Here is a 24,192-nt window from a genome sequence, read left to right as displayed (position 1 = left end):
CCGATCGATGGGCTGACACGTCCGGCGCGGGTCTGTCATCATCCCCCGCTTGTGTTCGTGTTATCCGGCCTTGAGCCGCTTCGCTTCAGGGAGTCTGCATGTCTTCTTCCAACGCCATTCGCCGTGACGTGGGGCCGTTTGCCCTGATGCTGACCGGGCTCGGTTCGATCATTGGCTCAGGCTGGCTGTTTGGCGCATGGAAAGCCGCGGGCCTGGCCGGTCCCGGCGCGATCTGGGCCTGGGTGCTGGGCGCGGCAATCATCATGACGATCGCCCTGACCTACGCGGAGCTCGGCGCGATGTTCCCCGAATCCGGCGGCATGGTGCGCTACGGCCACTACTCGCACGGCTCGCTGGTTGGCTTCATCGCCGCCTGGGCGAACTGGATCGCCATCGTTTCGGTCATTCCGGTGGAAGCCGAAGCATCCGTGCAGTACATGGCGTCGTGGCCATGGGAATGGGCGCACGATCTGTACCACGTCACCGATGGCCAGGGTGAATTGAGTCACGCCGGACTGATGATCGCCGCGGTGCTGGTGATCATCTATTTCCTGCTGAATTTCTGGAGCGTGAAGCTGTTTGCGCGTTCCAACACCCTGATCACGGTGTTCAAGCTGGTGGTGCCGGCGGCGACCGGCCTGGCACTGATCGCCAGCGGCTTTCATCCCGAGAACTTCTCGGTCGGTATTCACGGCGGCGGCCACGCCATAGATTTCCCTGCCGTACTCACGGCTGTCGCTACCGCGGGCATCGTTTTCAGCTTCAATGGCTTCCAGAGCCCCGTGAATCTTGCGGGTGAAGCGCGAAATCCAGGCAAGAGCATTCCGCTTGCCGTTGTCGGCTCGATCCTGCTCGCCACCATCATCTACGTCATCCTGCAGGTGGCCTACCTGGGCGCGGTGCCGCAGGACATGCTGGCAAAGACCGGCTGGCACGGCATCGATTTCCGTTCGCCGTTCGCCGAACTGGCAATCATCGTCAACCTGCACTGGCTTGCAATGCTGTTGTATGTGGACGCCTTCATCAGCCCGAGCGGCACCGGCATGACCTATACCGCGACGACCGCGCGCATGATCTACGGCATGGAACGCAACGGCACGCTGCCTAAATTCCTCGGCCGCATTCATCCCAAATGGGGCGTACCGCGTCCAGCGATGTGGCTGAACCTCGCGATGTCCTTTCTGTTCCTGTTCTTCTTCCGCGGCTGGGGCACGCTGGCGGCGGTGATTTCGGTCGCCACCATCATTTCCTACCTGACCGGCCCGGTCAGCGTGATGACCTTGCGCCGTACCGCGACGGAACTGCATCGGCCGCTACGCGTCGCCGGCCTGCCGATACTTGCGGGCGTCGCCTTCATCATGGCAACGGAGCTGCTGTATTGGGCGAAATGGCCACTCACCGGCGAAATCATCCTGCTGATGGTCGTGGCGTTGCCGATCTATCTCTACTACCAGGCGAAGTCTGGCTGGCATGATTTCGGCCGACAGTTCAAGGGCGCGCTGTGGCTGATCGTGTATCTGCCGACGGTGGCCCTTGTATCCTGGGGCGGCAGCACCACGTTCGGCGGACAAGGCTATCTTTCCTACGGCGTGGATCTGCTGGTCGTTGGCATAATCGGCTTGGTGTTCTACGTATGGGGCGTCAAGAGCGGCTGGCGCACACCATCGGTGGAAGCGGCGCGCGAAGCCGCGAACCTGCATCCTGGGCAGCCTGTGCTGCCATCGGATGAGGATATCGCTGAGCACGTTACCGGCCGCCGCTAACGCTCCTAACCTAGCGCCAGGACATCGCCGAGCAAGGCCTGGGCCGTCACTTCCGGACCCGCTCCCGGCCCCTGAATCACCAGCGGCTGGGTGTGGTATCGCGTGGTGGTCAACGCGAATTGATTATCGGTGCCATACAAGCGCGCCGCTGGGTGTGTCAGCGGCACTTCGGTGATCCCGACGCGCGCGCGGCCACGCTGGTTGAGTCGCGCGAGGAAACGTAGTACCTGTCCTCGTGCACGCGCAGCTTCATGCAATGCAGCCAGCGGCTCGTCCAGTTCTTCCAGACGGTCCAGAAAGGCTTCGGTGGAAAGATCACGTAACGCTTCAGGCACCAGGCTTTCCACCACCACCTCGTCGGTACCGAGCGCGAAGCCGGCATTGCGTGCCAGGATCAGCAGCTTTCGCGCGACGTCCTCTCCGGAAAGATCAGCGCGCGGGTCAGGCTCCGTGTAACCCAGCTTGCGTGCATCTCGCAGCAAAGCGGAAAACGGGCGGCTGCCATCGTATTGATTGAACAGATAGGAAAGTGAGCCGGAAAACACACCTTCCAGCGTAAGCAGGCTGTCGCCGCAATCACACAGACGGCGCAACGTCGATAGCACAGGAAGCCCCGCTCCTACCGTGGCGGAATCGCCATAGCGCCCACCTGCAGCACGTGCCGCTTGCAGCGCACGCCATCCCGCCAAGTGACCTCCGGCCAGTGATTTATTGGCGGTAACCACGTGGTAGCCGCGAGCCAGCCACTCTGCGTGCCGCGCTGCGAGTTCGCCAGAAGCGGTCGCGTCGATGACGACCTTCAGCTCGGCGTGATGCGCATCCAGCGCTGACAGCAGAGCCGCATCGTCTCTGGCGGCGCCTTCGCGCTTGAGCCGCTCGCGCAAATCGCGCGCTGTAAGTTGCGCAGCATCTGTCTGCTGCTTGCGGGAGTTCGCCGCGCCGACCAAATGCAACCGCTTTGCGACAGGTGTGCAAAGCAACTTGAGAAAGGCACCACCGACGACGCCTGTTCCAAGTAGAACAACGGCGATGTCGGCCTTTGCTATTTCTGGTGATTTTCGTACAGGCGCCTCGACCAATACTGCGCTCATGCAGTCACCCGCCGTTTCGAAACGCCGTCGGTAACGGCCTGCGCGCGCTGCAGCGCTGCATCCAGATCACGCAGCAGATCGTCGCCATCTTCGATGCCGATGGACAGGCGCAGCAAGGTGTCGGCGATACCGGCGGTACGGCGTGCTTCCGGCGCCATGGCCGCATGCGTCATGGAAGCGGGGTGCGCAATCAGACTCTCCACACCACCCAGCGACTCGGCCAGCGAGAAGAAGTGCAAACCATCCACAAAGGCTTCGATCTGCGGCACATCGCCATGCAGCTCAAAACTCAGCATGGCACCAAAGCCTTGCTGCTGACGTGCGGCTAACGCGTGCCCGGCATGGTGATCGAGTCCCGGATAGTAGACTTTGCGGACAGCAGCATGGCGATCCAGATGTGCCGCGATACGCTCCGCGTTTTCCTGGTGCTGGCGCAGACGCACGCCGAGGGTGCGAAGGCCGCGCAAGGTGAGAAAGCTGTCGAACGGCGCACCGGTAAGGCCGTTGCAGTTGCCCCACCACTTCAGTTGCTCCGCTACCTCAGGATCGCGCGCGACAACAGCGCCGCCTACGACATCGCTATGACCATTGATGTACTTGGTCGTCGAATGCACCACCACATCCGCACCGAGTGTCAGCGGCTGCTGAAGCGCTGGCGAAAGGAAGGTGTTATCGACCACGACGAGCGCACCCACGGCATGCGCCGCATGCGCAACATGACGAACATCCGTAATACGCAACAGAGGATTGGAAGGTGTTTCCACCCAAACCAGGAAGGGCTTGCTCGCCAGACCTTCGGCTAATGACTGATTGTCGGTGAGGTCAGCGAAGCGGACGTTGAAGCGTCCCTTCTTTGCCCACGCATCGAGTAGACGCCATGTACCGCCGTAGCAATCGTGCGCGGCAAGAACAGTGGAACCAGCAGGCACCAACTCCAGCGCCAATGCTACGGCAGCCATGCCACTTGCGGTTACGACAGCACCTGCCCCCTGCTCCAACTCTGCCAAAGCGTTGCCGAGCAGATCACGCGTAGGATTGCCGCTGCGCGAATAGTCGTACGCGCGCTTGCCGCCCAATCCTGTAAAAGCGTAATTGGTAGACAGATGCAGCGGTGGCACGACGGCCCCGTGCTGCGTATCCGATTCAATGCCTGCGCGCACGGCGCGAGTGCTGGCAGCAGTTCCGTTTACAACATCGGCGCACATGATTCAGGCTCCACAACGACAAGGAATAGCCTGGCGCAGCAATGGCGCCAGTTGATGGGTTTCTTTGAGGAAGGCATCGTGCCCATAGGGCGAATCGATGACTTCAAGCGTGGCCGAGCCACACAGACGGCGCTGCAATTCGCACAAATCCGCCAACGGCACCAAGCGATCAGAGGGGAAGCCGATCAGTGTGGCGGGAACGTTGATCTCTTCCGGCGCAACCTCGTGCAAATCGATCGATTCGGACAAGGCCAGGAAGCGTTCGAGATCGAAGCGCTGTACAAAACTGCGGCCTGCATGTTCCAAATAATCTTCCACCGGGAAGTGGAAACGGCCATCGCGATAATCTGGCGTGCTGGCAAAGCGACGTGCAAATTCATCGCTGCCACGATAGGTGGTCATCGCAAGCTGACGAGCGAGCGAAAGCGCCTGCTCCACCTGCCCGGTGCTTTGGCCCAGACGCAGAATCTGCCGTTGGATGGCGCGCTGCGCAGTGGACAGCGGATGGGCGCGATGCGCACCGGCCAGCAATACGAGCTTGTCGGCCTTGTTTGGATGACGAGCCGCAAAAGCCAGCGCAACCATCGCACCGTATGACGAACCGATAAAGGCCGTAACTTTCACGATACCCAGCGCATCCACCAGCGCAGCCAATGCGTCAGCCTGATCTTCGCTGGAGATCGCGCGAGGATGTTCTTCGAAATCGCCAGGCGTCAGCCAGTCGATGCTCAGCACACGCCAATGAGCAAGATCGATAGCCTGGCCGTCACCCACTAACTCCGACCACCAACCGGCTTTGCCCTGCTCAGTGCTCGCCACATGACGGTCGGCAGAAATGCCGCCCTGGATGATGACCGTCGGCGCATCAGCCGCGCCCGTCCATTGGTAACGTACATCTACGCTACTTGCGCGCGTGCCGTACTTGGGCTGCAAGCTGAGACGACGAGTACTGCGCTGCTCCGTGAGCGTCGAGCGTGGATGCAAAGGCACAATCACGGCCGTATGGCGGTCGTCGAGGGATGAGTTGGCGAGTTGCGGCATCTTGGTTCTCCGTTTGCATCGCCCTACGGAGAACCTTGAGAGAGTTGCCGCCCTATCAATCATGCTGACGCATGCCTTGACGACATCCCATCTTCCGGTCGACGCCAAGGGCGCCCCGCAGGAGTTAGCACCGTTGCAGGGTTGATCCTGCAGGTTGCCCCGGCTTCAAAGGGCCTGTCCCTCAGCCGGTCTCGATGAGTGGAACCGACTATACCCATGCCTTTTTAGTGCGTCAATGGACGTTTAGACGTCTATACGTAAAAACAGCCCAAAAATAACCGTGTTTCATGACATATGGGAAATGACCATATGTTACGTAGCCACCGGCCAACTTGTAGGTGACGCCCCCCCGGCCGGGCGCTAATCTCATGCCGTTTCTGTCTCCCAATCGATTCCCGGATGACGATCAGAGCCGACCTTTCCGCCGCCGTTGGGCACACCCCGCTCCTGCGCCTGCGCCATGCTTCCGCCCTCACGGGCTGCGAAGTGCTGGGCAAGGCCGAGTTCCTCAATCCCGGCGGATCTATCAAGGACCGGACGGCGCTGGGTCTAATCCTCGATGCCGAACAGAAAGGCCTGCTTCGCCCGGGCAGCATCATCGTGGAGGGAACGGCGGGAAATACGGGCATCGGCCTGGCCCTGATCGGAGCCAGCCGTGGCTATCGGTCGGTGATCTTCATGCCCGAAACGCAGAGTCGGGAGAAAATCGATGCCTTACGGGTGGCTGGGGCGGAAGTCCGCCTGGTTGCGGCGGTTCCCTTCAAGGATCCACGGCACTATGTGCATATCGCCAGCGCCTATTGCGAGAGCCTGAATGACGTCAGGCCTGGAAGCGCCTGGTTCGGCAATCAATTCGATAACACTGCCAATCGTGATTGGCACGCAGCCACTACGGCCTTGGAGATCTGGGAGCAGACAGAGGGCAGGGTCGATGGCTTTGTCTGCTCCGCCGGCACAGGTGGCACCCTCGCTGGCGTCGGCCGTGCGCTGAAGGCACGCAAACCCGGCGTGAAGATCGCGCTTTCCGACCCGACCGGCTCAGCGCTGGCCAACTACGTCAATCGGGGCGAACTGCTGGCCGAAGGCACTTCCATCAGCGAAGGCATTGGCTCCAGTCGGATCACAGCCAACTTCCAGGGTGCACCGATCGACTTGGCGTGGTCGATCCCGGATCAGGAGTCCGTCCCGTTGTTGCATCAGCTGCTACGCGAAGAGGGGTGGTGTGTGGGCGGTTCCAGTGGCGTGAATCTCGCCGGAGCGATTCGCCTCGCCAAGCAGTTGGGCCCTGGGCACACGATCGTTACCGTACTCAGCGATGCGGGTACACGCTATCAGGGCAAGTTGTTCAATCCCGCATTTCTGCGGGAAAAGAACATTCCGGTTCCTGATTGGCTGGATAAGGCGTTTGCCGTTTGAGGCAGTAAGTACAGTAACCACGCTGGTGCCGAGTAAGCGATTAATGCAAGGTGCCTTGCAGCCCAACTTCATAAGTGCGATAGCTGATGCATTACGCGATGGTGAGCAGGCGCTGGCATGACCGATGACTGCGGCGTGCTTCGCCATCCCGTCGTCCCGGCGCAGGCCGGGACCTAGCGACTTAAAGGATAGCGTCGAAGGCACAGGGTCCCGGCCTGCGCCGGGACGATGGGATGCGGTGTTGTCGAGGTGTTGCAGGTGCGGATGCGCGGCGACGCCCAAAGCAAAACGCCTTCCCGGGTGGGAAGGCGTTTTAGGATAAAGCCCCTGGCGGTGACCTACTCTTGCATGGAAATCCACACTACCATCGGCGCAGCTGCGTTTCACTTCCGAGTTCGGGATGGGATCGGGTGGGGCCACAGCGCTATAGCCGCCAGGGAAAGGGTTGAAGCAGCGCTGGCAGCGCCGGCTTCAAGAGGGGTAAACGAGTGACAAGCGTCTGGTGAAATGTCTCGAGATGGTTCGTTGGACAATGCCACGAAGCGTCTTGGGGTTATATGGTCAAGCCGCACGGCTCATTAGTATGCGTTAGCTCAATGCATTGCTGCACGTCCACACCGCACCTATCAACCACCTAGTCTAGATGGGGCCTTTAGGAGAATTAAATTCTCGGGAGATCTCATCTTGGGGCGTGCTTCCCGCTTAGATGCTTTCAGCGGTTATCACTTCCGTTCATAGCTACCGGGCAATGCCATTGGCATGACAACCCGAACACCAGCGGAACGTCCACTCCGGTCCTCTCGTACTAGGAGCAGCCCCCCTCAAATCTCCAACGCCCACGACAGATAGGGACCGAACTGTCTCACGACGTTCTGAACCCAGCTCGCGTACCACTTTAAATGGCGAACAGCCATACCCTTGGGACCGACTACAGCCCCAGGATGTGATGAGCCGACATCGAGGTGCCAAACACCGCCGTCGATATGAACTCTTGGGCGGTATCAGCCTGTTATCCCCGGAGTACCTTTTATCCGTTGAGCGATGGCCCTTCCATACAGAACCACCGGATCACTAAGACCTACTTTCGTACCTGCTTGATCCGTCGATCTCGCAGTCAAGCACGCTTATGCCTTTGCACACAGTGCGCGATGTCCGACCGCGCTGAGCGTACCTTCGTGCTCCTCCGTTACGCTTTGGGAGGAGACCGCCCCAGTCAAACTACCCACCATACACGGTCCCCGATCCGGATTACGGACCTAGGTTAGAACGTCAAGCACTTCAGGGTGGTATTTCAAGGTTGGCTCCACCGAAACTAGCGTCTCGGTTTCATAGCCTCCCACCTATCCTACACAGAAGAACTCAACGTTCAGTGTAAAGCTATAGTAAAGGTTCACGGGGTCTTTCCGTCTTGCCGCGGGAACGCTGCATCTTCACAGCGATTTCAATTTCACTGAGTCTCGGGTGGAGACAGCGCCGCTGTCGTTACGCCATTCGTGCAGGTCGGAACTTACCCGACAAGGAATTTCGCTACCTTAGGACCGTTATAGTTACGGCCGCCGTTTACTGGGGCTTCGATCAAGAGCTTCGCCTTGCGGCTGACCCCATCAATTAACCTTCCAGCACCGGGCAGGCGTCACACCCTATACGTCCACTTTCGTGTTTGCAGAGTGCTGTGTTTTTGATAAACAGTCGCAGCGGCCAGGTTACTGCGACCCGCTAGTGCTCAGTCACGCATGTGACCACACCGGCGGGCGCACCTTCTCCCGAAGTTACGGTGCCATTTTGCCTAGTTCCTTCACCCGAGTTCTCTCAAGCGCCTTGGGATTCTCACCCTGCCTACCAGTGTCGGTTTACGGTACGGTTTGCTGTAGCTGAAGCTTAGTGGCTTTTCCTGGAAGCGTGGTCTCAGTCACTTCGCCCAATAAGGGCTCGTCTCAGTGCTCGGCGTATGTGATCCCGGATTTGCCTAAGATCACCGCCTACCTCCTTTCCCCGGGACAACCAACGCCCGGTAGACCTAACCTTCTCCGTCCCCACATCGCACTACAGTCAAGTGCTGGAATATTAACCAGCTTCCCATCGACTACGCATTTCTGCCTCGCCTTAGGGGCCGACTCACCCTGCGCCGATGAACGTTGCGCGAGGAAACCTTGGGCTTTCGGCGTGCGGGCTTTTCACCCGCATTATCGTTACTCATGTCAGCATTCGCACTTCTGATACCTCCAGCAGGCTTCTCAACCCACCTTCACAGGCGTACAGAACGCTCCTCTACCGCGCACACAAAGTGTGCACCCCGAGCTTCGGTGTATAGCTTAGCCCCGTTAAATCTTCCGCGCAGACCGACTCGACCAGTGAGCTATTACGCTTTCTTTAAAGGGTGGCTGCTTCTAAGCCAACCTCCTGGCTGTCTATGCCTTTCCACATCGTTTTCCACTTAGCTATAACTTGGGGACCTTAGCTGCGGGTCTGGGTTGTTTCCCTTTTCACGACGGACGTTAGCACCCGCCGTGTGTCTCCCGGATAGTCTGTCCTGGTATTCGGAGTTTGCCATGGTTTGCTAAGTCGCGATGACCCGCTAGCCATAACAGTGCTCTACCCCCAGGAAGATTCGTCCGAGGCGCTACCTAAATAGCTTTCGAGGAGAACCAGCTATCTCCACGTTTGTTTAGCCTTTCACTCCTATCCTCAGCTCATCCCCATCTATTGCAACAGATGTGGGTTCGGTCCTCCAGTGCGTGTTACCGCACCTTCAACCTGGCCAAGGATAGATCACGTGGTTTCGGGTCTACTGCCAGAGACTATGCGCCCTATTCAGACTCGGTTTCCCTTCGCCTCCCCTAGACGGTTAAGCTTGCCACTGACAGTAAGTCGCTGACCCATTATACAAAAGGTACGCAGTCACCCTTGCGGGCTTCCACTGCTTGTACGTATACGGTTTCAGGGTCTATTTCACTCCCCTCTCCGGGGTTCTTTTCGCCTTTCCCTCACGGTACTAGTTCGCTATCGGTCAGTCAGGAGTATTTAGCCTTGGAGGATGGTCCCCCCATGTTCAGACAAGGTTTCTCGTGCCTCGCCTTACTCAATTTCATGCCATGTGCATTTTCGCCTACGGGGCTATCACCCGCTACGGCCGGCCTTTCCAGACCATTCGGCTAACACATACAGCACTTTTGGGCTGCTCCCCGTTCGCTCGTCGCTACTCAGGGAATCTCGGTTGATTTCTTTTCCTCCGGGTACTTAGATATTTCAGTTCCCCGGGTTCGCTTCGCTACGCTATGTATTCACGTAGCGATACTCCTTACGGAGTGGGTTTCCCCATTCGGACATTGCCGGATCAAAGCTTGTTGCCAGCTCCCCGACACTTTTCGCAGGCTGCCACGTCCTTCATCGCCTCTGACTGCCAAGGCATCCACCGTATACGCTTAGTCGCTTGACCATATAACCCCAAGTCGCCTCAGGGCTATTCCCGTTCCTCCTCAGGAACCTTGGGATTTCGCCAAACAACGCATTCGTCGTTGCCTCAACGACACATCTCGGTTTGGTTTCAAACCAAGACGCTTGTCACTCGTTTACATTTTCAAAGAACACGATACTGGCCTCAGCGCCAGCTCGTTTCTAATCTCTTTGTGTGCGCTACACATCCGCTTGGTCATACTGGTGGAGCCAGTCGGGATCGAACCGACGACCCCCTGCTTGCAAAGCAGGTGCTCTCCCAGCTGAGCTATGGCCCCGTAAGTCCGGGTCGGCTTCCCAATAGTGGTGGGTCTAGGTGGACTCGAACCACCGGCCTCACCCTTATCAGGGGTGCGCTCTAACCACCTGAGCTACAGACCCATAAAGCTATTAAAACGCCCTCCTTGCGGAGGTCGCTTTTTCACGCCGTAAGCGTGCGGATGTGCAGGTGTCTTGTGTGGACGTCTTGCGGAGGAGGATCTGTCGTTCTCGAAAGGAGGTGATCCAGCCGCACCTTCCGATACGGCTACCTTGTTACGACTTCACCCCAGTCATGAACCACTCCGTGGTCGTCGCCCTCCTTGCGGTTAGGCTAACGGCTTCTGGAGCAACTCACTCCCATGGTGTGACGGGCGGTGTGTACAAGGCCCGGGAACGTATTCACCGCAGCATAGCTGATCTGCGATTACTAGCGATTCCGACTTCACGAAGTCGAGTTGCAGACTTCGATCCGGACTGGGATCGGCTTTCTGGGATTGGCTCCACCTCGCGGTATTGCAACCCTCTGTACCGACCATTGTAGTACGTGTGTAGCCCTGGCCGTAAGGGCCATGATGACTTGACGTCATCCCCACCTTCCTCCGGTTTGTCACCGGCAGTCTCCTTAGAGTTCCCACCATTACGTGCTGGCAACTAAGGACAAGGGTTGCGCTCGTTGCGGGACTTAACCCAACATCTCACGACACGAGCTGACGACAGCCATGCAGCACCTGTGTTCTGGTTCCCGAAGGCACTTCCGCATCTCTGCAGAATTCCAGACATGTCAAGGCCAGGTAAGGTTCTTCGCGTTGCATCGAATTAAACCACATACTCCACCGCTTGTGCGGGCCCCCGTCAATTCCTTTGAGTTTCAGTCTTGCGACCGTACTCCCCAGGCGGCGAACTTAACGCGTTAGCTTCGACACTGATCTCCGAGTTGAGACCAACATCCAGTTCGCATCGTTTAGGGCGTGGACTACCAGGGTATCTAATCCTGTTTGCTCCCCACGCTTTCGTGCCTCAGCGTCAGTGTTGATCCAGATGGCCGCCTTCGCCACTGATGTTCCTCCCGATCTCTACGCATTTCACCGCTACACCGGGAATTCCACCATCCTCTATCACACTCTAGCGATCCAGTATCCACTGCCATTCCCAGGTTGAGCCCGGGGATTTCACAGCAGACTTAAATCACCGCCTACGCACGCTTTACGCCCAGTAATTCCGATTAACGCTTGCACCCTTCGTATTACCGCGGCTGCTGGCACGAAGTTAGCCGGTGCTTATTCCTCAGGTACCGTCAGCCCCATAGGGTATTAGCCCGTGGTATTTCGCTCCTGATAAAAGTGCTTTACAACCCGAAGGCCTTCTTCACACACGCGGCATTGCTGGATCAGGCTTGCGCCCATTGTCCAATATTCCCCACTGCTGCCTCCCGTAGGAGTCTGGGCCGTGTCTCAGTCCCAGTGTGGCTGATCATCCTCTCAGACCAGCTACTGATCGTCGCCTTGGTGAGCCATTACCTCACCAACTAGCTAATCAGACATCGGTTCATCCAACCGCGCGAGGTCATTGCTGATCCCCCGCTTTCTCCCGTAGGACGTATGCGGTATTAGCGTAAGTTTCCCTACGTTATCCCCCACGTCTGGGCAAATCCCGATGTATTCCTCACCCGTCCGCCACTCGCCACCCATCGTATTGCTACGACTGTGCTGCCGTTCGACTTGCATGTGTTAGGCATGCCGCCAGCGTTCAATCTGAGCCAGGATCAAACTCTTCACTTAAGTTTTCGATGACCGAAGTCATCTATCTTTCTGAAGCGTTTACCCTAACCTTAAAACGTCAAGCTTTTGAATTGACTCTTAGGTTAGACGCTTGCATTTATTGGACAGGTTTCCCTTCCAACGCAAGACGCCCACACAAGTCACCTGCGCACACTGTCAAAGATCAATCACTTACGACCCTTTCTTTAGGTCGTCCCGTGAACGTTTCGTTCCGGGTGAGCCGCCCATATTACATCTCTTTTCCCTTCCGTCAACACCCAATTTTTGGAAAGTTGCTTGGGAGAGGGGGAACCTTCAACTGACGGCTTTCTCGTCGAAGGGGTTGAAATAATAGCGCCTGCCCGAGGCCCTGGGAAGGGGGCAGAACACAATTAGTGACAGATCCATGACCGCCTTCAGCACGAAGGCGGTTAAACCAGGCTTTGGGGGCCGATGACCCCCAACTGGGCCGGCGATCAGTACGCTGCGGACTTTCCGCCAGAAATGGCTGAAGACTGACCTGGGACAGGCGCTGGCACCACGCCGGGCCGGTCAGCCATCGGCGTATGCACTGGCACAAGGCCCACGCGATAAGGGATCAAGGCATCGGGGCGCAGCTGTTCCAGTGCGTCCCAGTCGTCTTCAAAGGGGATGAATTGCTGCATGGCCATTCCTCGGGGGCGGAGTTCGCGCGAGGATCATTTCAGCAGGTGAAACGGCCGGCGCGCTGGCGAAATCGGGCGATTTGCAGGCGGCGCGCGGCGAATCAGTCGATTTCGATCATCTCGAAATCATCTTTGGTCGCGCCACAATCCGGGCAGGTCCACGTATCGGGCACATCGTTCCAGCGGGTGCCGGGCTCGATACCCTCTTCCGGCAGCCCCAGCGCCTCGTCATAGATGAAACCGCAAACTACACACATCCATTTGCGAAGTGTGGTGTCGGTGGAGGTTTGGTTCATGGATTGCGTTACCAAGTGAAGTTAATGGCGCATTCTCGCAACTCCCCCGCCGATGCGAAAGCGGAATGTCGTAAAAAACCGATCCTGCCATGCCCGCGCTGCGGCACAGCGCCACGTCACGCTGGCGATCAACATCACCACGCCGGACAATGGCGCATCTTCGCAAGCAGGCAGGGAGCGACCATGCTCCCGGCTCGATGCCCGCCACGGCCACGCCCGCAAGCACCGCATCATTCCCTACTTTGGTTTTCCCGATTGAGCTCCCCATGACGAATCACGAATTGTTCCAACGCGCCCAGCAACTGATGCCCGGCGGCGTGAATTCACCGGTACGCGCCTTCAAATCTGTCGGCGGCGAGCCATTTTTCACCGCGCGTGCCGATGGTGCTTATTTGTGGGATGTGGAAGGCAAGCGTTATATCGACTATGTCGGCTCGTGGGGCCCGATGATCGTGGGGCACAACCATCCGCAGGTGCGCGAAGCGGTCCAACGCGCGGTTCTTGATGGCCTCTCCTTCGGCACCCCTTGCCCGGCTGAAGTCACCATGGCGGAAACCATCGTGAAACTGGTGCCTTCCGTGGATATGGTTCGCATGGTGAATTCCGGCACCGAGGCGACGATGTCCGCGATTCGCCTTGCACGTGGTGCAACAGGCCGCAGCAAGATCGTGAAGTTCGAGGGTTGCTACCACGGCCATGGCGACAGCTTTCTGGTGAAGGCCGGTTCGGGCGCCCTGACGTTTGGCGTTCCCACCTCGCCAGGCGTGCCCAAGGCCAATGCCGATCTCACGCTGACGCTGCCCTACAACGATCTTGCCGCAGCGCAGGCGCTGTTTGCCGAACATGGTGGAGACATCGCCGGCCTGATCATCGAGCCGGTCGCCGGCAACATGAACTGCATTCCACCAAAGGAAGGCTATCTACAAGGGCTGCGTGAGCTTTGCACCTGCCACGGTGCATTGCTGATTTTCGATGAAGTAATGACCGGCTTCCGCGTTGCGCTCGGCGGCGCACAGGCGCTTTACGGCATCACGCCTGATTTGACCACTTTCGGCAAGGTCATCGGCGGTGGCATGCCGGTGGGGGCCTATGGTGGACGCCGCGACCTGATGGAGCAAATCGCCCCAGCAGGACCGATTTACCAGGCAGGCACGCTTAGCGGTAACCCGGTCGCGATGGCCGCCGGGTTGGCCATGTTGGAACTGGTGCAAGCCCCCGGCTTCTACGACACACTGGCAGCACGGACGCGCTTGCTGACAGATGGATTGCAGGCTGTAGCCGACGGCGAAGGGGTTCCTTTCAGCACCAATCGGGTGGGCGGCATGTTTGGCCTCTTCTTCACGCATGAAAAAGTGAACAGCTACGCACAGGCCACGAGTGCGGATACCGCGATGTTCAACCGCTTCTTCCATGCCATGCTGGAACACGGGGTTTATCTGGCTCCCAGCGCTTTCGAGGCGGGCTTCCTTTCCTCGGCACACGGCGACGAAGACCTCGCTGCCACGCTGGACGCTGCACGCATCGCCATGCGCCTGGCCAAGGCAAGCTGACGACTACCGTGACGAGCCGCCGCACGCCATTCGCCAACGAACTCAGTCCCGCCTCGCAAACGGGATGGCGTGCACACTGGTTCCATATCATCTTTGGACATGAGGATGCCGCCGGACGTCGCTTCGATGTTCTGTTGATCATCGCGATCCTCGGCAGCATCGCTGTCGCGGTATTCGACAGCGTGGCGCACGCGCACGCGCAGTACGGCAAATTTTTCTACACGCTGGAATGGGTATTCACCGTCGCCTTTACGCTCGAATACGTGATGCGCATTCTCGTGGTCGACCGGCCCTGGCGTTACATCCGAAGTTTTTTCGGCGTGGTCGACGTGTTGGCCGTGTTGCCGACCTGGATCAGCCTGATCGCGGCCGGCAGCCAGTATTTGCTGGTCGTGCGCGCACTACGTATCCTGCGCATTTTCCGAATATTGAAGCTAACGCGCTATGTAGGCGAAGCGGATCTGCTGTGGTCAACGCTGATCCGCGCACGGCGCAAGGTGCTGGTGTTCTTCAGCGCCATTCTCACGCTGGTGCTGATTTTCGGCGCGCTGATGTATCTCATCGAGGGGCCCGAGGATGGCTTCACCTCGATCCCCACCTCGATGTACTGGGCGATCGTCACCATGACCACCGTGGGCTTCGGTGATATCACGCCGAAGACCGTATTGGGCAAGATGCTGACGTCGCTGATCATCCTGATCGGCTACAGCATCATTGCCGTGCCGACAGGCATCTTCACAGCAGAACTGGCAGCCGGCATGCGCTCCAAGCGCAAATACCGGCCTTGCACGCAGTGTGGCCAGGCCGATCACGAGGGCGACGCCCGTTATTGCAGGGTCTGCGGAATGGAACTCCCTGCCGAGAACCACTGACGTCGCGTGGAACCCTGGCGATTACCAGGAGCCGGTGTTGGACATCGACGCCCAAGGCTCGCGCGGCGGCAGATGACCATCCTGCAGCAACTCAATCGAAATCAGATCCGGCGAACGCACGAAGGCCATGTGGCCATCACGCGGAGGGCGGCAGATGATGTAACCCATCGACTGCAAATGCTCACATGTCGCATAAATATCGTTGACGCGAAATGCCAAGTGGCCAAAGTTGCGCGCCGTGCCGTAATCCTCCTCAGAACCCCAGTTGTGAGTCAGCTCGACTTCCGCTTCGGGACTTTCAGGGGCCGCGAGATATACAAGGGTGTACTTGCCTTCCGGCACATCCATGCGGCGCACCTGCTTGAGGCCAAGCCCTTCGCAATAGAACCGCAGTGAGGCATCGAGATCGCGCACGCGAACCATGCTGTGCAGATATTTCATGACGGATATTCCTGTACGTTGTTGCCAATCACCAGCGATTATCGTGCAACAAACGCACTTAATGCAGCGCGAAGGCGCGCCAAACCTTCGGCGAGCTCTTCGTCCGTGATATTCAGCGGCGGCACGAAGCGCAGCACATCCGGCCCCGCCTGCAGCAACAGCAAACCATGTGCCGCAGCGAAATCCAGTAGCTCGCCAGCCTTGCCGCGATAAGCCTCGGACAACACACCGCCAAGCATCAGCCCGCGTCCACGCACTTCGGAGAACACCCCGAGCTCCGCACTAAGAGAAGCCAGCGCATCACGCAATTTGCCGGACTGATGTTCAACGTTCTTCAGCAACTCGTGCGAGCTGAGTTTGCGCAAAGCCACTCGCGCAACCGCTGCCGCCATCGGATTGCCGCCGAAGGTGGTGCCGTGTGCGCCGAACTGCATGATCTGCGCTACTTTTGAACCCGCCAGCATCGCGCCAATCGGGAATCCGCAACCCAGCGCCTTGGCCAACGTCACGATATCCGGCTTCACCTCATCCTGAGTATGCGCAAACAAAGTTCCCGTGCGCCCCATGCCGCACTGGATTTCGTCCAGCACCAGCAACGCGCCGTGGATATCGCATAGCTCACGCACACGCTTGAGATAACCTGGCGCTGCAGGCAGCACACCACCTTCACCTTGCACCGGCTCCAGCATCACCGCCGCAACATCGCCCGCTGCGAAAGCCTTTTCAAGCGCCGAGGCATCGTTGAAATCCAGATAGCGGAAGCCACCGGGGAGTGGTTCGTAACCTTCCTGGTATTTTGGTTGCGCCGTAGCGGTTACAGTCGCGAGCGTGCGCCCATGAAAAGAACCACGGAACGTGATGATCACGCGTTGCTCAGGCGAGCGCCCTTGCGCTGCCGCCCATTTGCGCACCAACTTGATCGCCGCTTCATTTGCCTCGGCACCGGAGTTGCACAGGAATACTCGTTCGGCAAAACCTGATGCTTCGACCAGCTCCTGCGCCAGATGCAATGGCGGCTCGGTATAGAACACGTTGCTGCTGTGCCAGAGCTTGCCGGCTTGAGTGGTCAATGCGTCCAACAGATCCGGATCCTGATGACCCAGTGCATTGACGGCGATGCCCGCGCCGAAATCAATGTAGTCGCGGCGTTCCGTGTCCCACACGCGTGCGCCCTTGCCGTGATCGAGCACCAGTTCGCGCGGCTTGTATACCGGCAGCCAATAGCGTTTGCCGAGATCAACGAGAGAGGACACGAAAAACTCCTGCGAGTGAGTACAAGGGAGACCTCTGGCAGGTCGGCAATGACCGTGCCACGAGGGTGGAAGTGGGGTACCTGCATCGTAGCCAGCAGACCTGACTGACGCCAGCCTTGCGTACCATACGCACGCGTTGTGCATCCAGACACGACTTGTATCACGCCTGTTACACCGCCCTGAAACCGCATCACGTCGGCATTTGCGAGGCCTTCGGGCCATCAACGGCTGTCTCAGCCTGTTACACGCCGCCCACACGGCGTACACACACTGTTTACGCGAGACCGCGGTTTTGCAGGGTTTTACTGAGTTTTCTGCAAATGGCACGGTGTTTGCCCTTCATTCATCAGGGACATGAGGGGAGGCTCGCCCATGGACAGCACACGCCAACTTATCCATAGCCAGGTTTGCCGTTGCGCATCCGCTGCGGCCGCGTTCGCAATCACACTGATGCCCGCGATGTCTTTCGCGGACGGCGCGCACGTGGCCCAGAAGGCCCAGCCTGGCGACATCGTGCTGATCCGCAACGTCGCCGCGCGCCCGGCCGATCGTAATCCGACCGCGCCGGGACTCGCGCTGATGGTCAACCCGTCACCCAACCCGCAACTCAGCAACTCGCTCAGCGGCAGCGGCAACACCGGAGAAATGACCGATACGGAAATCGCCGATCTCACAGCAGGGGCTATCTCGGGCAATGGCAATAACGGTCAAAGCACGCAACGCTCATTGAGTACGGCGCAAGGCGTCAACAGCGGTGGCAACAGTGCCGGAGCTGCCAACAACGGGGTGAGCAACCTCGTCGGTGGTCCGGAGGGTGCGGGCGGATCAATCACGGACAGCACGCGCAACGTTGGCGCGCAAGTCACCAGTGCCGTTTCGCAGATTCCCATGCTCGGCGGTCACTGAGGGCGCGGCAATGACTCGTACGCTTCGCTACTTTGCGGTTTGCGCCGCCGGCTCGCTGGTCTTCGCAACCTGTCCGGCTGCCTTTGCGCAGAGCACGCCACAAGATAGCTACGCCACCATTCTCAGCTATCTCGACAGCAATACGATCGGTGGCAATGCATTGGAAGGCACCGATGGTGTCACCTCGGTCAACACGGCCGCGGGCAATGCCAATCTGCAGGGCAACCTGCACGCGTTTGCCATCGGTAACCAGGCGCAGGCGCTGATTCAGGCGCAACAGCACGAACGCAATGACTCGCCCGGCGGGACGCTGTACGCCAACGCCACCATCGGCGGGCATGCCTACGACAACGGTCAAGGCATCGCATCCATCAATCAGGTCAGCGGCAATAGCAACACCCAGTTGAACGGTGTTGCGGTGGCGCTGGCCAATCAAGGCATACGCGAGGCGACAGACGGCACTTTGTCGGCCGCCGTCTCTGCGTCGGCAGGGGGGCAAGCATCGTCGAACCCACATGCACAGGCTGGCGGCACACGGAGCGTGAGTGTGGATCCGTCCGCAATGGAGGGTTTCAACGGTGTGATGCAACTCAACCAGGTCGCGGGGTCCGGCAACGCATCAGACAACTTGCTTTTGTTGTCCGCGCCGCCTTCCTCGCATTGATCCCTGAAATACCCAGTCATCTGGAGAGGACACCATGAACGCAAATCTTAGAAGGACTTTGATTGCACTGACCGTATTGAGCGTCTTTGGCGCTTCGATGGCCTACGCCGGCGACGACCAAGGCAGCGGCACCAGCGTGAAGATCACCAAGAAGATTTCGCTGACCTCCAACGTCAACGTCAGCGGCAATCCCTATGTGAACGGCACCATCAATATCAACGCCGCCGCGGTTGCACTTTCCCAGGCCACCCAGAACTCGAGCGACAACTCGGTCTCGAATAACGCAGCTGTCGTCAACGACTCCAACATCAGTGGAGACGTCGGCAATAACGCTTCCGGCAACGTGGGCGTGAACCAGGCCGCTGGCGACTTCAACGCCCAGGGCAACAGCGCCGCCATCTCGGCTGCCGGTTCCTCGAGCAGCGATGACGCATCGTTCACCTTCGGCTGCGATTGGGGCGGCTGCGGTGGAGATCCCGGTAGTGCAGGCGGTATGGCAGATGCCGAAACCTTTGCCAATCAAACGCTGACGCATGCCAATACGTCCAACCAGGGCACCACCAACAACACCAACATCAGTGGTGACGCCTTCGACGGCGCATCAGGCAATGTGGGTGTGAACCAGGCGGCAGGCGACAACAACGAGCAGCTGAATCAGTTGGCCGCTGCGACCACGTCGAACAACGTGTATGCGCTGGCAACTTCGACGCTGGACCAGGAATGGTCGGGCAACAAGGTCTCGAACGACCCGTACGACGAGGGCTGCTTCTATCAGCAGAACACCAGCAACAACGCCAACCTGTCGGGTGACGTGCTTAGTGGCGCCAGCGGCAACATCGGTCTGAATCAGGCATCGGGCACTGGCAACCTGCAGAGCAACAGCCTGTCGATGGCAGTCGCCAACACCAAGTAGGGGTGATTGGTCAGGAGCAATGCGCCGTCGCGAGACGGCAACGAGGGCGGTAACCCGGCAACATGCTGCCGGGCACCATGTGGAAGCCCCCTGCCCGTCCCCTGCGGGCAGGGGGTCTTCCCTTCGCAAGGACGAGGGGAGAGGGACCGTGCAACGTGCTGGCTTGAACATCCTTGGCCTGCTTGGGCTCGCTGCGGTGAGTCTCGGTACGCCTGTCTACGCGGGCGATGTGAGTTTCGCCGGCGTGCTGCCCAATGGCGCGCAGTACACCACGCACGTCAACAGCATGCAGGCGCTGCACTTCGCCAACATCGTGCGGCAGCACACCGACTACAGCTGCGGTGCAGCGGCGCTGGCAACCATTCTGCGCTACGGCTATCACCTGGATGTCGACGAAAACACCGTGATTGACGGCATGCTCGGCGTCGCCGACCCGACGCTGGTCAGGCAACGCGGCTTTTCCTTGCTTGACATCAAGCATTACGTCGAATTGCTTGGCTTGCGCGGACGCGGCTATCGCGTCGACATATCGCGGCTTCGCTCACTGCGTGTACCGGCAATCGTGCTGATGGACGTGCGTGGCTACCGCCATTTTGTCGTTCTCAAGCAGATTCACAACACCGATGTCGAACTGGCCGATCCCATCTTGGGCAATCGCACCATGCAGCTCGATGACTTTATGAAAGCCTGGCCCTCGCACGTTCTTTTCGTGGTGATAGGAAGCGATTTCGACCGCAATACGGTACTGCTTCAGCCGGTCGACAAGCCCAGTGCACGGAGCCTGTTTGCGCGCCAAGGAAGCGGTGCCATCACCGAAGCCGAACTGCTCGATTTCGGCTTTACGCACGCCGATTTGAATATGTTCTGAGGGATGCAGTTATGTATAAGCGTTCATTAATCTTCATGGCAGTTGCGCTCATTCTCGGGGGGAGATGCGCTTCCGTACTCGCCAATGACACCAACGACGGTCATCTTGGCGCAGGCATTCACGACGTCACCGATCCGGAACTAGCCACAATGCGCGGCCGCTTCACCGTGGGTGACAACTCCGTTGTGTGGTTTGGCGTGGAAATGGTTTCCACCTTCCAGACCAATAGCGGACAAACCGTTCAGGGCACGATGACCCTGGGCATGAATTTCAGCAAGAACCCCAATAACCCGCAGGTGACCTTCGTACCGACGGTCACCATCACGACCCCTGATGCGCCATTGCCGACCGCCGCGACGGTCCAATCCACGGTCAGCCGGAGCATACAGAGTGGCGCTATCGCCAGCGTCGGCGGACTGGTTCAAGCCGTGCAGATCGCAGGCGACAACAACGCGACCGCCAATGTCACCAGCCTGAATATCCAAAGCGGTGGCAGCGCGTCCAATGGATCCACAACCAGCAACACGTCCACAAGCTCAACCAATTCGTCATCATCTGCTTCAACCGCAAGTGTTGCGGCGAATGGACCGATGACTAACGTCAATTCTTCCACCACGACAGTCACACCAAGTAACGACAACAGCACGAATACCACGGCTTCGGCAAACACCTCTCCGGGGTCGAACACCAACACTGGCTACAACACGTCAAACGGACGCACAGCCACTGTTGGCAATGCGTCGGCATCATCCACGTATTCGAATGACAACGCCGAAGTCACCACATCCGTGGCTGGCGAGGGTTCAACGTCGCAGTGGATTCACGCCGGCAGCCTGGGACAAACCATCGCACTGACCACCGACAACGCAGTGGTCACCAACCAGATGATCGTGAGCCTCGTTACACAGCAGTTGGGTTCGACGGCGCAGCTGGCGCACTCGCTGGCCCAGTCGCTCAATCTGTCCCACCTCAACGGCCATTGAGCACGCGCCTTAGCCCAGCGCGTGCTCCCAAGCAGGGGATACCGTCATGCACAAGACACTTCTGGCCACTGCAGTGGCATGTAGCTGGATTTCAGGCGTGGCAAGCTTCGCCGCGTTCGCACAACAAACACCGTCTGCCACGACCGGTTCATCCGGCCAGGTGACCAACGCACAGAATCAGGCAGATGTGCAGGAGCTGGTCCGACAACTGCAAATGTTGAAGGTCAGTTACGCACAGGAAGTCCGGCGGCTTCGGGTACTCGACGCCGAAGTGCAAGCGCTGCAATCACGCATCGCAGGCAAGACCGGCACCGCACCCATTCCCGCCGAATCCGTAGCATCGGCGGAGGGTGCAAATGCGGAGCCCAACTCCGGCAACAGTTCGGTGGAAAACTCGCAGGCCGCGTCGACCACCCAGTCATCGCAGGCAAGCACATCGACGCAAAGCCGCAGTGTCCAGGATGTACTGGAGCAGCAACAGAACGCTTATTTCAGCCGCAAGTTCACACTGGAAGACGATCTCACCTACAACCACTACGATCGCGCAGAACTGACGCTCAACGGCTTCCTGGCGTTGAACTCGATCTTCCTGGGCAACATCGCCATCGATCGTGTGACGTCCGATTCGCTGACCAACGATCTGATCGGCCGCTATGCCATCACCTCGCGGCTAAGCCTGAATCTAGACGTGCCCTTCGTCGGGCGCAGCACGGATTACCAGCAAGGCGGCGCGGGCGGCTCGGCGGCAGCGCTGGATGAAGCCAGCTCTACCGGTAAGGGCCTGGGCGATGTCAATCTCTCCGTCAATTACAAAATACTCACCGAGACTGCAAACCGTCCCGATACGGTGCTCACACTCGGCGTCACCGCGCCCACCGGACAAGCGCCCTACGGCATCAAGTGGGTGGATGTGGCGAGTTCGCAGTATGAAGAATTTGCCGTGCCGACCAAGCAACCCACGGGCAACGGCGTGTGGCAGGCCACGGTCGGCTCATCCTTCGTGAAGACCATGGATCCGGCGATTGTCTTCGGCAACATCGGCTATATCCATTCCTTCACGCGCAGCTTCAGCGATATCGATACGGATCCCACCATCACCACACCGGGCAGCGTGAAGCTGTCGGATATCTATTACTACGGTGCAGGCATCGCCTTTGCCTTTAATGACCGCGCCAGCCTGAGCCTGTCTTTCAGCGATCGCATTAATGGCAAGGACTCGCTGCGTGAAACAGGCGGCCCCTGGACCAAGATCATTGGCAGCCAGGCCAATGCCGCACAGTTGAACCTTGGCTTCACGTATGCGTTGAGCCCGCACACAACGATCGTGACTATCCTGGGCATGGGCATGACGCCGGATGCACCAGACTTCACGCTGACCTTCAAAGTCCCCTACATGTTCTGAGTGCCCGCACTGGGTGCAGGCATCTGACCTGCGCCCAGTGCTAGTGCATGTCTTCCAGCACCAGCTGATGCTTCTTGCACAGCCGGTAAATGGTCACGCGCGATACTTTCAGGCGACGCGCGCATTCGCTGATGTTGAAACGCGTCTCGCGCAGGCACGCCACCACGGCATCGCGTTCGGCTGAAGTACGCGTCAGACCAAGGCTGGAATGCCCGCTGCGGCTCGCCACAACTTCCTGCAAATCCAGATCCTGCACGCTAATCTGCGCGCCCTCCGCCACCACGGCCGCACGCTGCACACGATTGAGCAATTCACGCACGTTGCCGGGCCAGCTGAAGTCCCGTAATGCCTTGCGCGCCAGGGCGCTGAATGTACGCGCATGGCAGTCATGCTGCTTGCGGAAAGCATCCAGAAACAGCTGCGCAAGCTGCAGCACATCGTCGGCACGCTCACGCAACGCGGGCATGCGCAAGCGCAGCACGTTGAGCCGGTAATAGAGATCTTCACGGAAGCGGCCTTGGGCAACCGCCTTTTCCAGGTCCACGTGCGTCGCGGCCAGCACACGCACATCCAGCTTGATCGACTGCGTGGAACCCACGCGTTCCAGCGAACCTTCCTGCAACAATCGCAACAGACTCATCTGCGCATCGGCCGGCAGATCGCCCACTTCATCCAGGAAAACGGTGCCGCCGGCAGCTGCTTCAAAGTGACCGATGCGTCGCGCATTGGCACCGGTAAACGCGCCACGTTCGTGACCGAACAATTCGGACTGCACCAAATTCGGTGGCAATGCCCCGCAATTGATCGCCGCGAAAGGACGGTCCCGTCGCGGCGATAATTTGTGCAAGGCTCGTGCTGCAACTTCCTTGCCGGTGCCGGTCTCCCCGGTAATCAACACCGGTAAATCGACCGGCGCATATTTGCGCAGGCTGGCGACCACCGACATCATCGCGGGGCTGGTACCTGTAATGCCGGGTACATCGGAATAAACAATCGGCGGAGGCGCCTCGCCAGCCAGATTGCCGAGCGTCTCGATCAGCCGCTGCATATCGATGGGCGCGGTGAAGAAATCGATGCTCGCACGCAGCACGCGCTCGACTTCCGGCGTCTGCACCACTGTGTCAGTCGACAGCAGCGCCAGCCATGGAAGCCGCGGATGCTCGGCCATCAATCGGGCCATTTGGGTCAGGGTATCGATGTCTGCGTTGCGCAGATCGGCCATGGCGACAACCATGTCGCCGCGCCGAATGCCAACACCACCACCCTGGGCACTCGCATTCGCTACTCGTGTATGCCAGCCAGCCTGTGCCAAACGTGTTCTTTCGACACCAGTCGGCTCGCCGAACCACACCACACACCGGATCGACGTGTCGCTACTCATCGTAACGCCTC

18 protein-coding genes, 2 tRNA genes, 3 rRNA genes and 1 riboswitch are annotated in these 24,192 nt (G+C 59.0%); of the genes, 10 read left to right on the top strand and 13 right to left on the bottom strand.

The window, feature by feature from the left end; all coding sequences use genetic code 11:
* Positions 1–98 precede the first annotated feature (98 nt).
* Complete coding sequence (locus ISN74_RS02230) at positions 99–1,763, top strand: APC family permease (RefSeq protein ID WP_188796964.1); 1,665 nt, start codon at positions 99–101, stop codon at positions 1,761–1,763.
* 5 nt (positions 1,764–1,768) lie between these two features.
* Here the strand turns inward: ISN74_RS02230 and ISN74_RS02225 are convergent, their stop codons facing one another.
* The 3 genes from ISN74_RS02225 to metX are packed head-to-tail and all read right to left on the bottom strand — an operon-like array spanning position 1,769 to position 5,100.
* On the bottom strand, positions 1,769–2,854 hold the full coding sequence (locus tag ISN74_RS02225) for a homoserine dehydrogenase family protein (protein WP_188796962.1): 1,086 nt from the start codon (positions 2,852–2,854) through the stop codon (positions 1,769–1,771).
* Positions 2,851–4,059, bottom strand: a complete 1,209-nt coding sequence (metB, locus tag ISN74_RS02220; protein ID WP_188796960.1) for a cystathionine gamma-synthase — start codon at positions 4,057–4,059, stop codon at positions 2,851–2,853. The genes ISN74_RS02225 and metB overlap by 4 nt, the downstream gene beginning before the upstream one ends.
* A gap of 3 nt (positions 4,060–4,062) precedes the next feature.
* A complete protein-coding gene (gene metX / locus ISN74_RS02215) occupies positions 4,063–5,100 on the bottom strand; it encodes a homoserine O-succinyltransferase MetX (RefSeq protein ID WP_188796958.1) in 1,038 nt (345 codons plus the stop codon).
* A gap of 84 nt (positions 5,101–5,184) precedes the next feature.
* A riboswitch (SAM riboswitch) is annotated at positions 5,185–5,301 on the bottom strand.
* A 198-nt stretch (positions 5,302–5,499) separates the two neighbouring features.
* Here metX and ISN74_RS02210 point away from each other — a divergent pair.
* A complete protein-coding gene (locus tag ISN74_RS02210) occupies positions 5,500–6,516 on the top strand; it encodes a cysteine synthase A (RefSeq protein ID WP_188796956.1) in 1,017 nt (338 codons plus the stop codon).
* 325 nt (positions 6,517–6,841) lie between these two features.
* On the opposite strand, the gene rrf is transcribed toward ISN74_RS02210, so the two are convergent.
* The 7 genes from rrf to ISN74_RS02175 form a co-directional block, all read right to left on the bottom strand.
* Positions 6,842–6,954 (bottom strand): 5S ribosomal RNA (rrf, locus tag ISN74_RS02205).
* A gap of 119 nt (positions 6,955–7,073) precedes the next feature.
* Positions 7,074–9,952 (bottom strand): 23S ribosomal RNA (locus tag ISN74_RS02200).
* A gap of 219 nt (positions 9,953–10,171) precedes the next feature.
* A tRNA-Ala gene (locus ISN74_RS02195) sits at positions 10,172–10,247 on the bottom strand.
* A 26-nt stretch (positions 10,248–10,273) separates the two neighbouring features.
* Positions 10,274–10,350 (bottom strand) — tRNA-Ile (locus tag ISN74_RS02190).
* Between the two features lie 111 nt (positions 10,351–10,461).
* Positions 10,462–12,008 (bottom strand): 16S ribosomal RNA (locus ISN74_RS02185).
* Together the 16S, 23S and 5S rRNA genes with 2 tRNA genes alongside form the textbook arrangement of a ribosomal RNA operon.
* A 455-nt stretch (positions 12,009–12,463) precedes the next feature.
* Positions 12,464–12,652 (bottom strand): hypothetical protein, encoded by a 189-nt coding sequence (locus tag ISN74_RS02180; protein WP_188796954.1) that lies wholly within the window; start codon positions 12,650–12,652, stop codon positions 12,464–12,466.
* A gap of 101 nt (positions 12,653–12,753) precedes the next feature.
* On the bottom strand, positions 12,754–12,948 hold the full coding sequence (locus ISN74_RS02175; RefSeq protein WP_188796952.1) for a rubredoxin: 195 nt from the start codon (positions 12,946–12,948) through the stop codon (positions 12,754–12,756).
* Between the two features lie 266 nt (positions 12,949–13,214).
* Between ISN74_RS02175 and hemL the strand changes: the two genes are divergently transcribed.
* Both hemL and ISN74_RS02165 read left to right on the top strand, forming a co-directional pair.
* A complete protein-coding gene (hemL, locus tag ISN74_RS02170; RefSeq protein WP_188796950.1) occupies positions 13,215–14,498 on the top strand; it encodes a glutamate-1-semialdehyde 2,1-aminomutase in 1,284 nt (427 codons plus the stop codon).
* Positions 14,499–14,506: 8 nt separating this feature from the next.
* Entirely contained in the window at positions 14,507–15,370 is an 864-nt protein-coding gene (locus ISN74_RS02165) for an ion transporter (RefSeq protein WP_188796948.1), read from the top strand.
* Between the two features lie 21 nt (positions 15,371–15,391).
* Here the strand turns inward: ISN74_RS02165 and ISN74_RS02160 are convergent, their stop codons facing one another.
* Positions 15,392–15,811, bottom strand: coding sequence for a lactoylglutathione lyase (locus tag ISN74_RS02160; protein ID WP_188796946.1), 420 nt, complete (start codon positions 15,809–15,811; stop codon positions 15,392–15,394).
* A gap of 38 nt (positions 15,812–15,849) precedes the next feature.
* A complete protein-coding gene (locus tag ISN74_RS02155) occupies positions 15,850–17,064 on the bottom strand; it encodes an acetylornithine transaminase (protein ID WP_229678949.1) in 1,215 nt (404 codons plus the stop codon).
* A gap of 372 nt (positions 17,065–17,436) precedes the next feature.
* Between ISN74_RS02155 and ISN74_RS02150 the strand changes: the two genes are divergently transcribed.
* The 6 genes from ISN74_RS02150 to ISN74_RS02125 all read left to right on the top strand — a co-directional run bounded on the left by ISN74_RS02150 (position 17,437) and on the right by ISN74_RS02125 (position 22,800).
* Complete coding sequence (locus tag ISN74_RS02150; RefSeq protein ID WP_188796937.1) at positions 17,437–17,970, top strand: hypothetical protein; 534 nt, start codon at positions 17,437–17,439, stop codon at positions 17,968–17,970.
* A gap of 10 nt (positions 17,971–17,980) precedes the next feature.
* Positions 17,981–18,634 (top strand): hypothetical protein, encoded by a 654-nt coding sequence (locus ISN74_RS02145; RefSeq protein WP_188796935.1) that lies wholly within the window; start codon positions 17,981–17,983, stop codon positions 18,632–18,634.
* 34 nt (positions 18,635–18,668) lie between these two features.
* Positions 18,669–19,547: a hypothetical protein gene (locus tag ISN74_RS02140; RefSeq protein WP_188796934.1), complete on the top strand. Its 879-nt coding sequence runs from the start codon at positions 18,669–18,671 to the stop codon at positions 19,545–19,547.
* 148 nt (positions 19,548–19,695) lie between these two features.
* Positions 19,696–20,415 (top strand): C39 family peptidase, encoded by a 720-nt coding sequence (locus ISN74_RS02135; RefSeq protein WP_425488825.1) that lies wholly within the window; start codon positions 19,696–19,698, stop codon positions 20,413–20,415.
* A gap of 35 nt (positions 20,416–20,450) precedes the next feature.
* Positions 20,451–21,398, top strand: coding sequence for a hypothetical protein (locus ISN74_RS02130; protein WP_188796930.1), 948 nt, complete (start codon positions 20,451–20,453; stop codon positions 21,396–21,398).
* Between the two features lie 46 nt (positions 21,399–21,444).
* On the top strand, positions 21,445–22,800 hold the full coding sequence (locus ISN74_RS02125; RefSeq protein ID WP_188796928.1) for a hypothetical protein: 1,356 nt from the start codon (positions 21,445–21,447) through the stop codon (positions 22,798–22,800).
* Between the two features lie 40 nt (positions 22,801–22,840).
* Here the strand turns inward: ISN74_RS02125 and ISN74_RS02120 are convergent, their stop codons facing one another.
* The gene (locus tag ISN74_RS02120) at positions 22,841–24,181 is read right to left on the bottom strand and encodes a sigma-54 dependent transcriptional regulator (protein ID WP_188796926.1); all 1,341 of its coding nucleotides are present in this window, start codon (positions 24,179–24,181) and stop codon (positions 22,841–22,843) included.
* Positions 24,182–24,192: the final 11 nt, after the last annotated feature.

This window comes from Dyella caseinilytica (assembly GCF_016865235.1).
Lineage (GTDB): Bacteria > Pseudomonadota > Gammaproteobacteria > Xanthomonadales > Rhodanobacteraceae > Dyella_B > Dyella_B caseinilytica.
The sequence above is the reverse complement of the archived record's forward strand: the minus strand, read 5'-3'. Positions and strand labels throughout refer to the sequence as shown.

Bases quoted from the DNA above. Each gene is read 5' to 3' on its own strand.
- ISN74_RS02125 (WP_188796928.1), top strand. From the start codon at position 21,445: ATGCACAAGACACTTCTGGCCACTGCAGTGGCATGTAGCTGGATTTCA.
- ISN74_RS02120 (WP_188796926.1), bottom strand. From the start codon at position 24,181: ATGAGTAGCGACACGTCGATCCGGTGTGTGGTGTGGTTCGGCGAGCCG.
- ISN74_RS02130 (WP_188796930.1), top strand. From the start codon at position 20,451: ATGGCAGTTGCGCTCATTCTCGGGGGGAGATGCGCTTCCGTACTCGCC.
- ISN74_RS02225 (WP_188796962.1), bottom strand. From the start codon at position 2,854: ATGAGCGCAGTATTGGTCGAGGCGCCTGTACGAAAATCACCAGAAATA.
- metX (WP_188796958.1), bottom strand. From the start codon at position 5,100: ATGCCGCAACTCGCCAACTCATCCCTCGACGACCGCCATACGGCCGTG.
- ISN74_RS02210 (WP_188796956.1), top strand. From the start codon at position 5,500: ATGACGATCAGAGCCGACCTTTCCGCCGCCGTTGGGCACACCCCGCTC.
- ISN74_RS02150 (WP_188796937.1), top strand. From the start codon at position 17,437: ATGGACAGCACACGCCAACTTATCCATAGCCAGGTTTGCCGTTGCGCA.
- hemL (WP_188796950.1), top strand. From the start codon at position 13,215: ATGACGAATCACGAATTGTTCCAACGCGCCCAGCAACTGATGCCCGGC.
- ISN74_RS02180 (WP_188796954.1), bottom strand. From the start codon at position 12,652: ATGCAGCAATTCATCCCCTTTGAAGACGACTGGGACGCACTGGAACAG.
- ISN74_RS02145 (WP_188796935.1), top strand. From the start codon at position 17,981: ATGACTCGTACGCTTCGCTACTTTGCGGTTTGCGCCGCCGGCTCGCTG.
- ISN74_RS02230 (WP_188796964.1), top strand. From the start codon at position 99: ATGTCTTCTTCCAACGCCATTCGCCGTGACGTGGGGCCGTTTGCCCTG.
- ISN74_RS02160 (WP_188796946.1), bottom strand. From the start codon at position 15,811: ATGAAATATCTGCACAGCATGGTTCGCGTGCGCGATCTCGATGCCTCA.
- ISN74_RS02140 (WP_188796934.1), top strand. From the start codon at position 18,669: ATGAACGCAAATCTTAGAAGGACTTTGATTGCACTGACCGTATTGAGC.
- ISN74_RS02175 (WP_188796952.1), bottom strand. From the start codon at position 12,948: ATGAACCAAACCTCCACCGACACCACACTTCGCAAATGGATGTGTGTA.
- metB (WP_188796960.1), bottom strand. From the start codon at position 4,059: ATGTGCGCCGATGTTGTAAACGGAACTGCTGCCAGCACTCGCGCCGTG.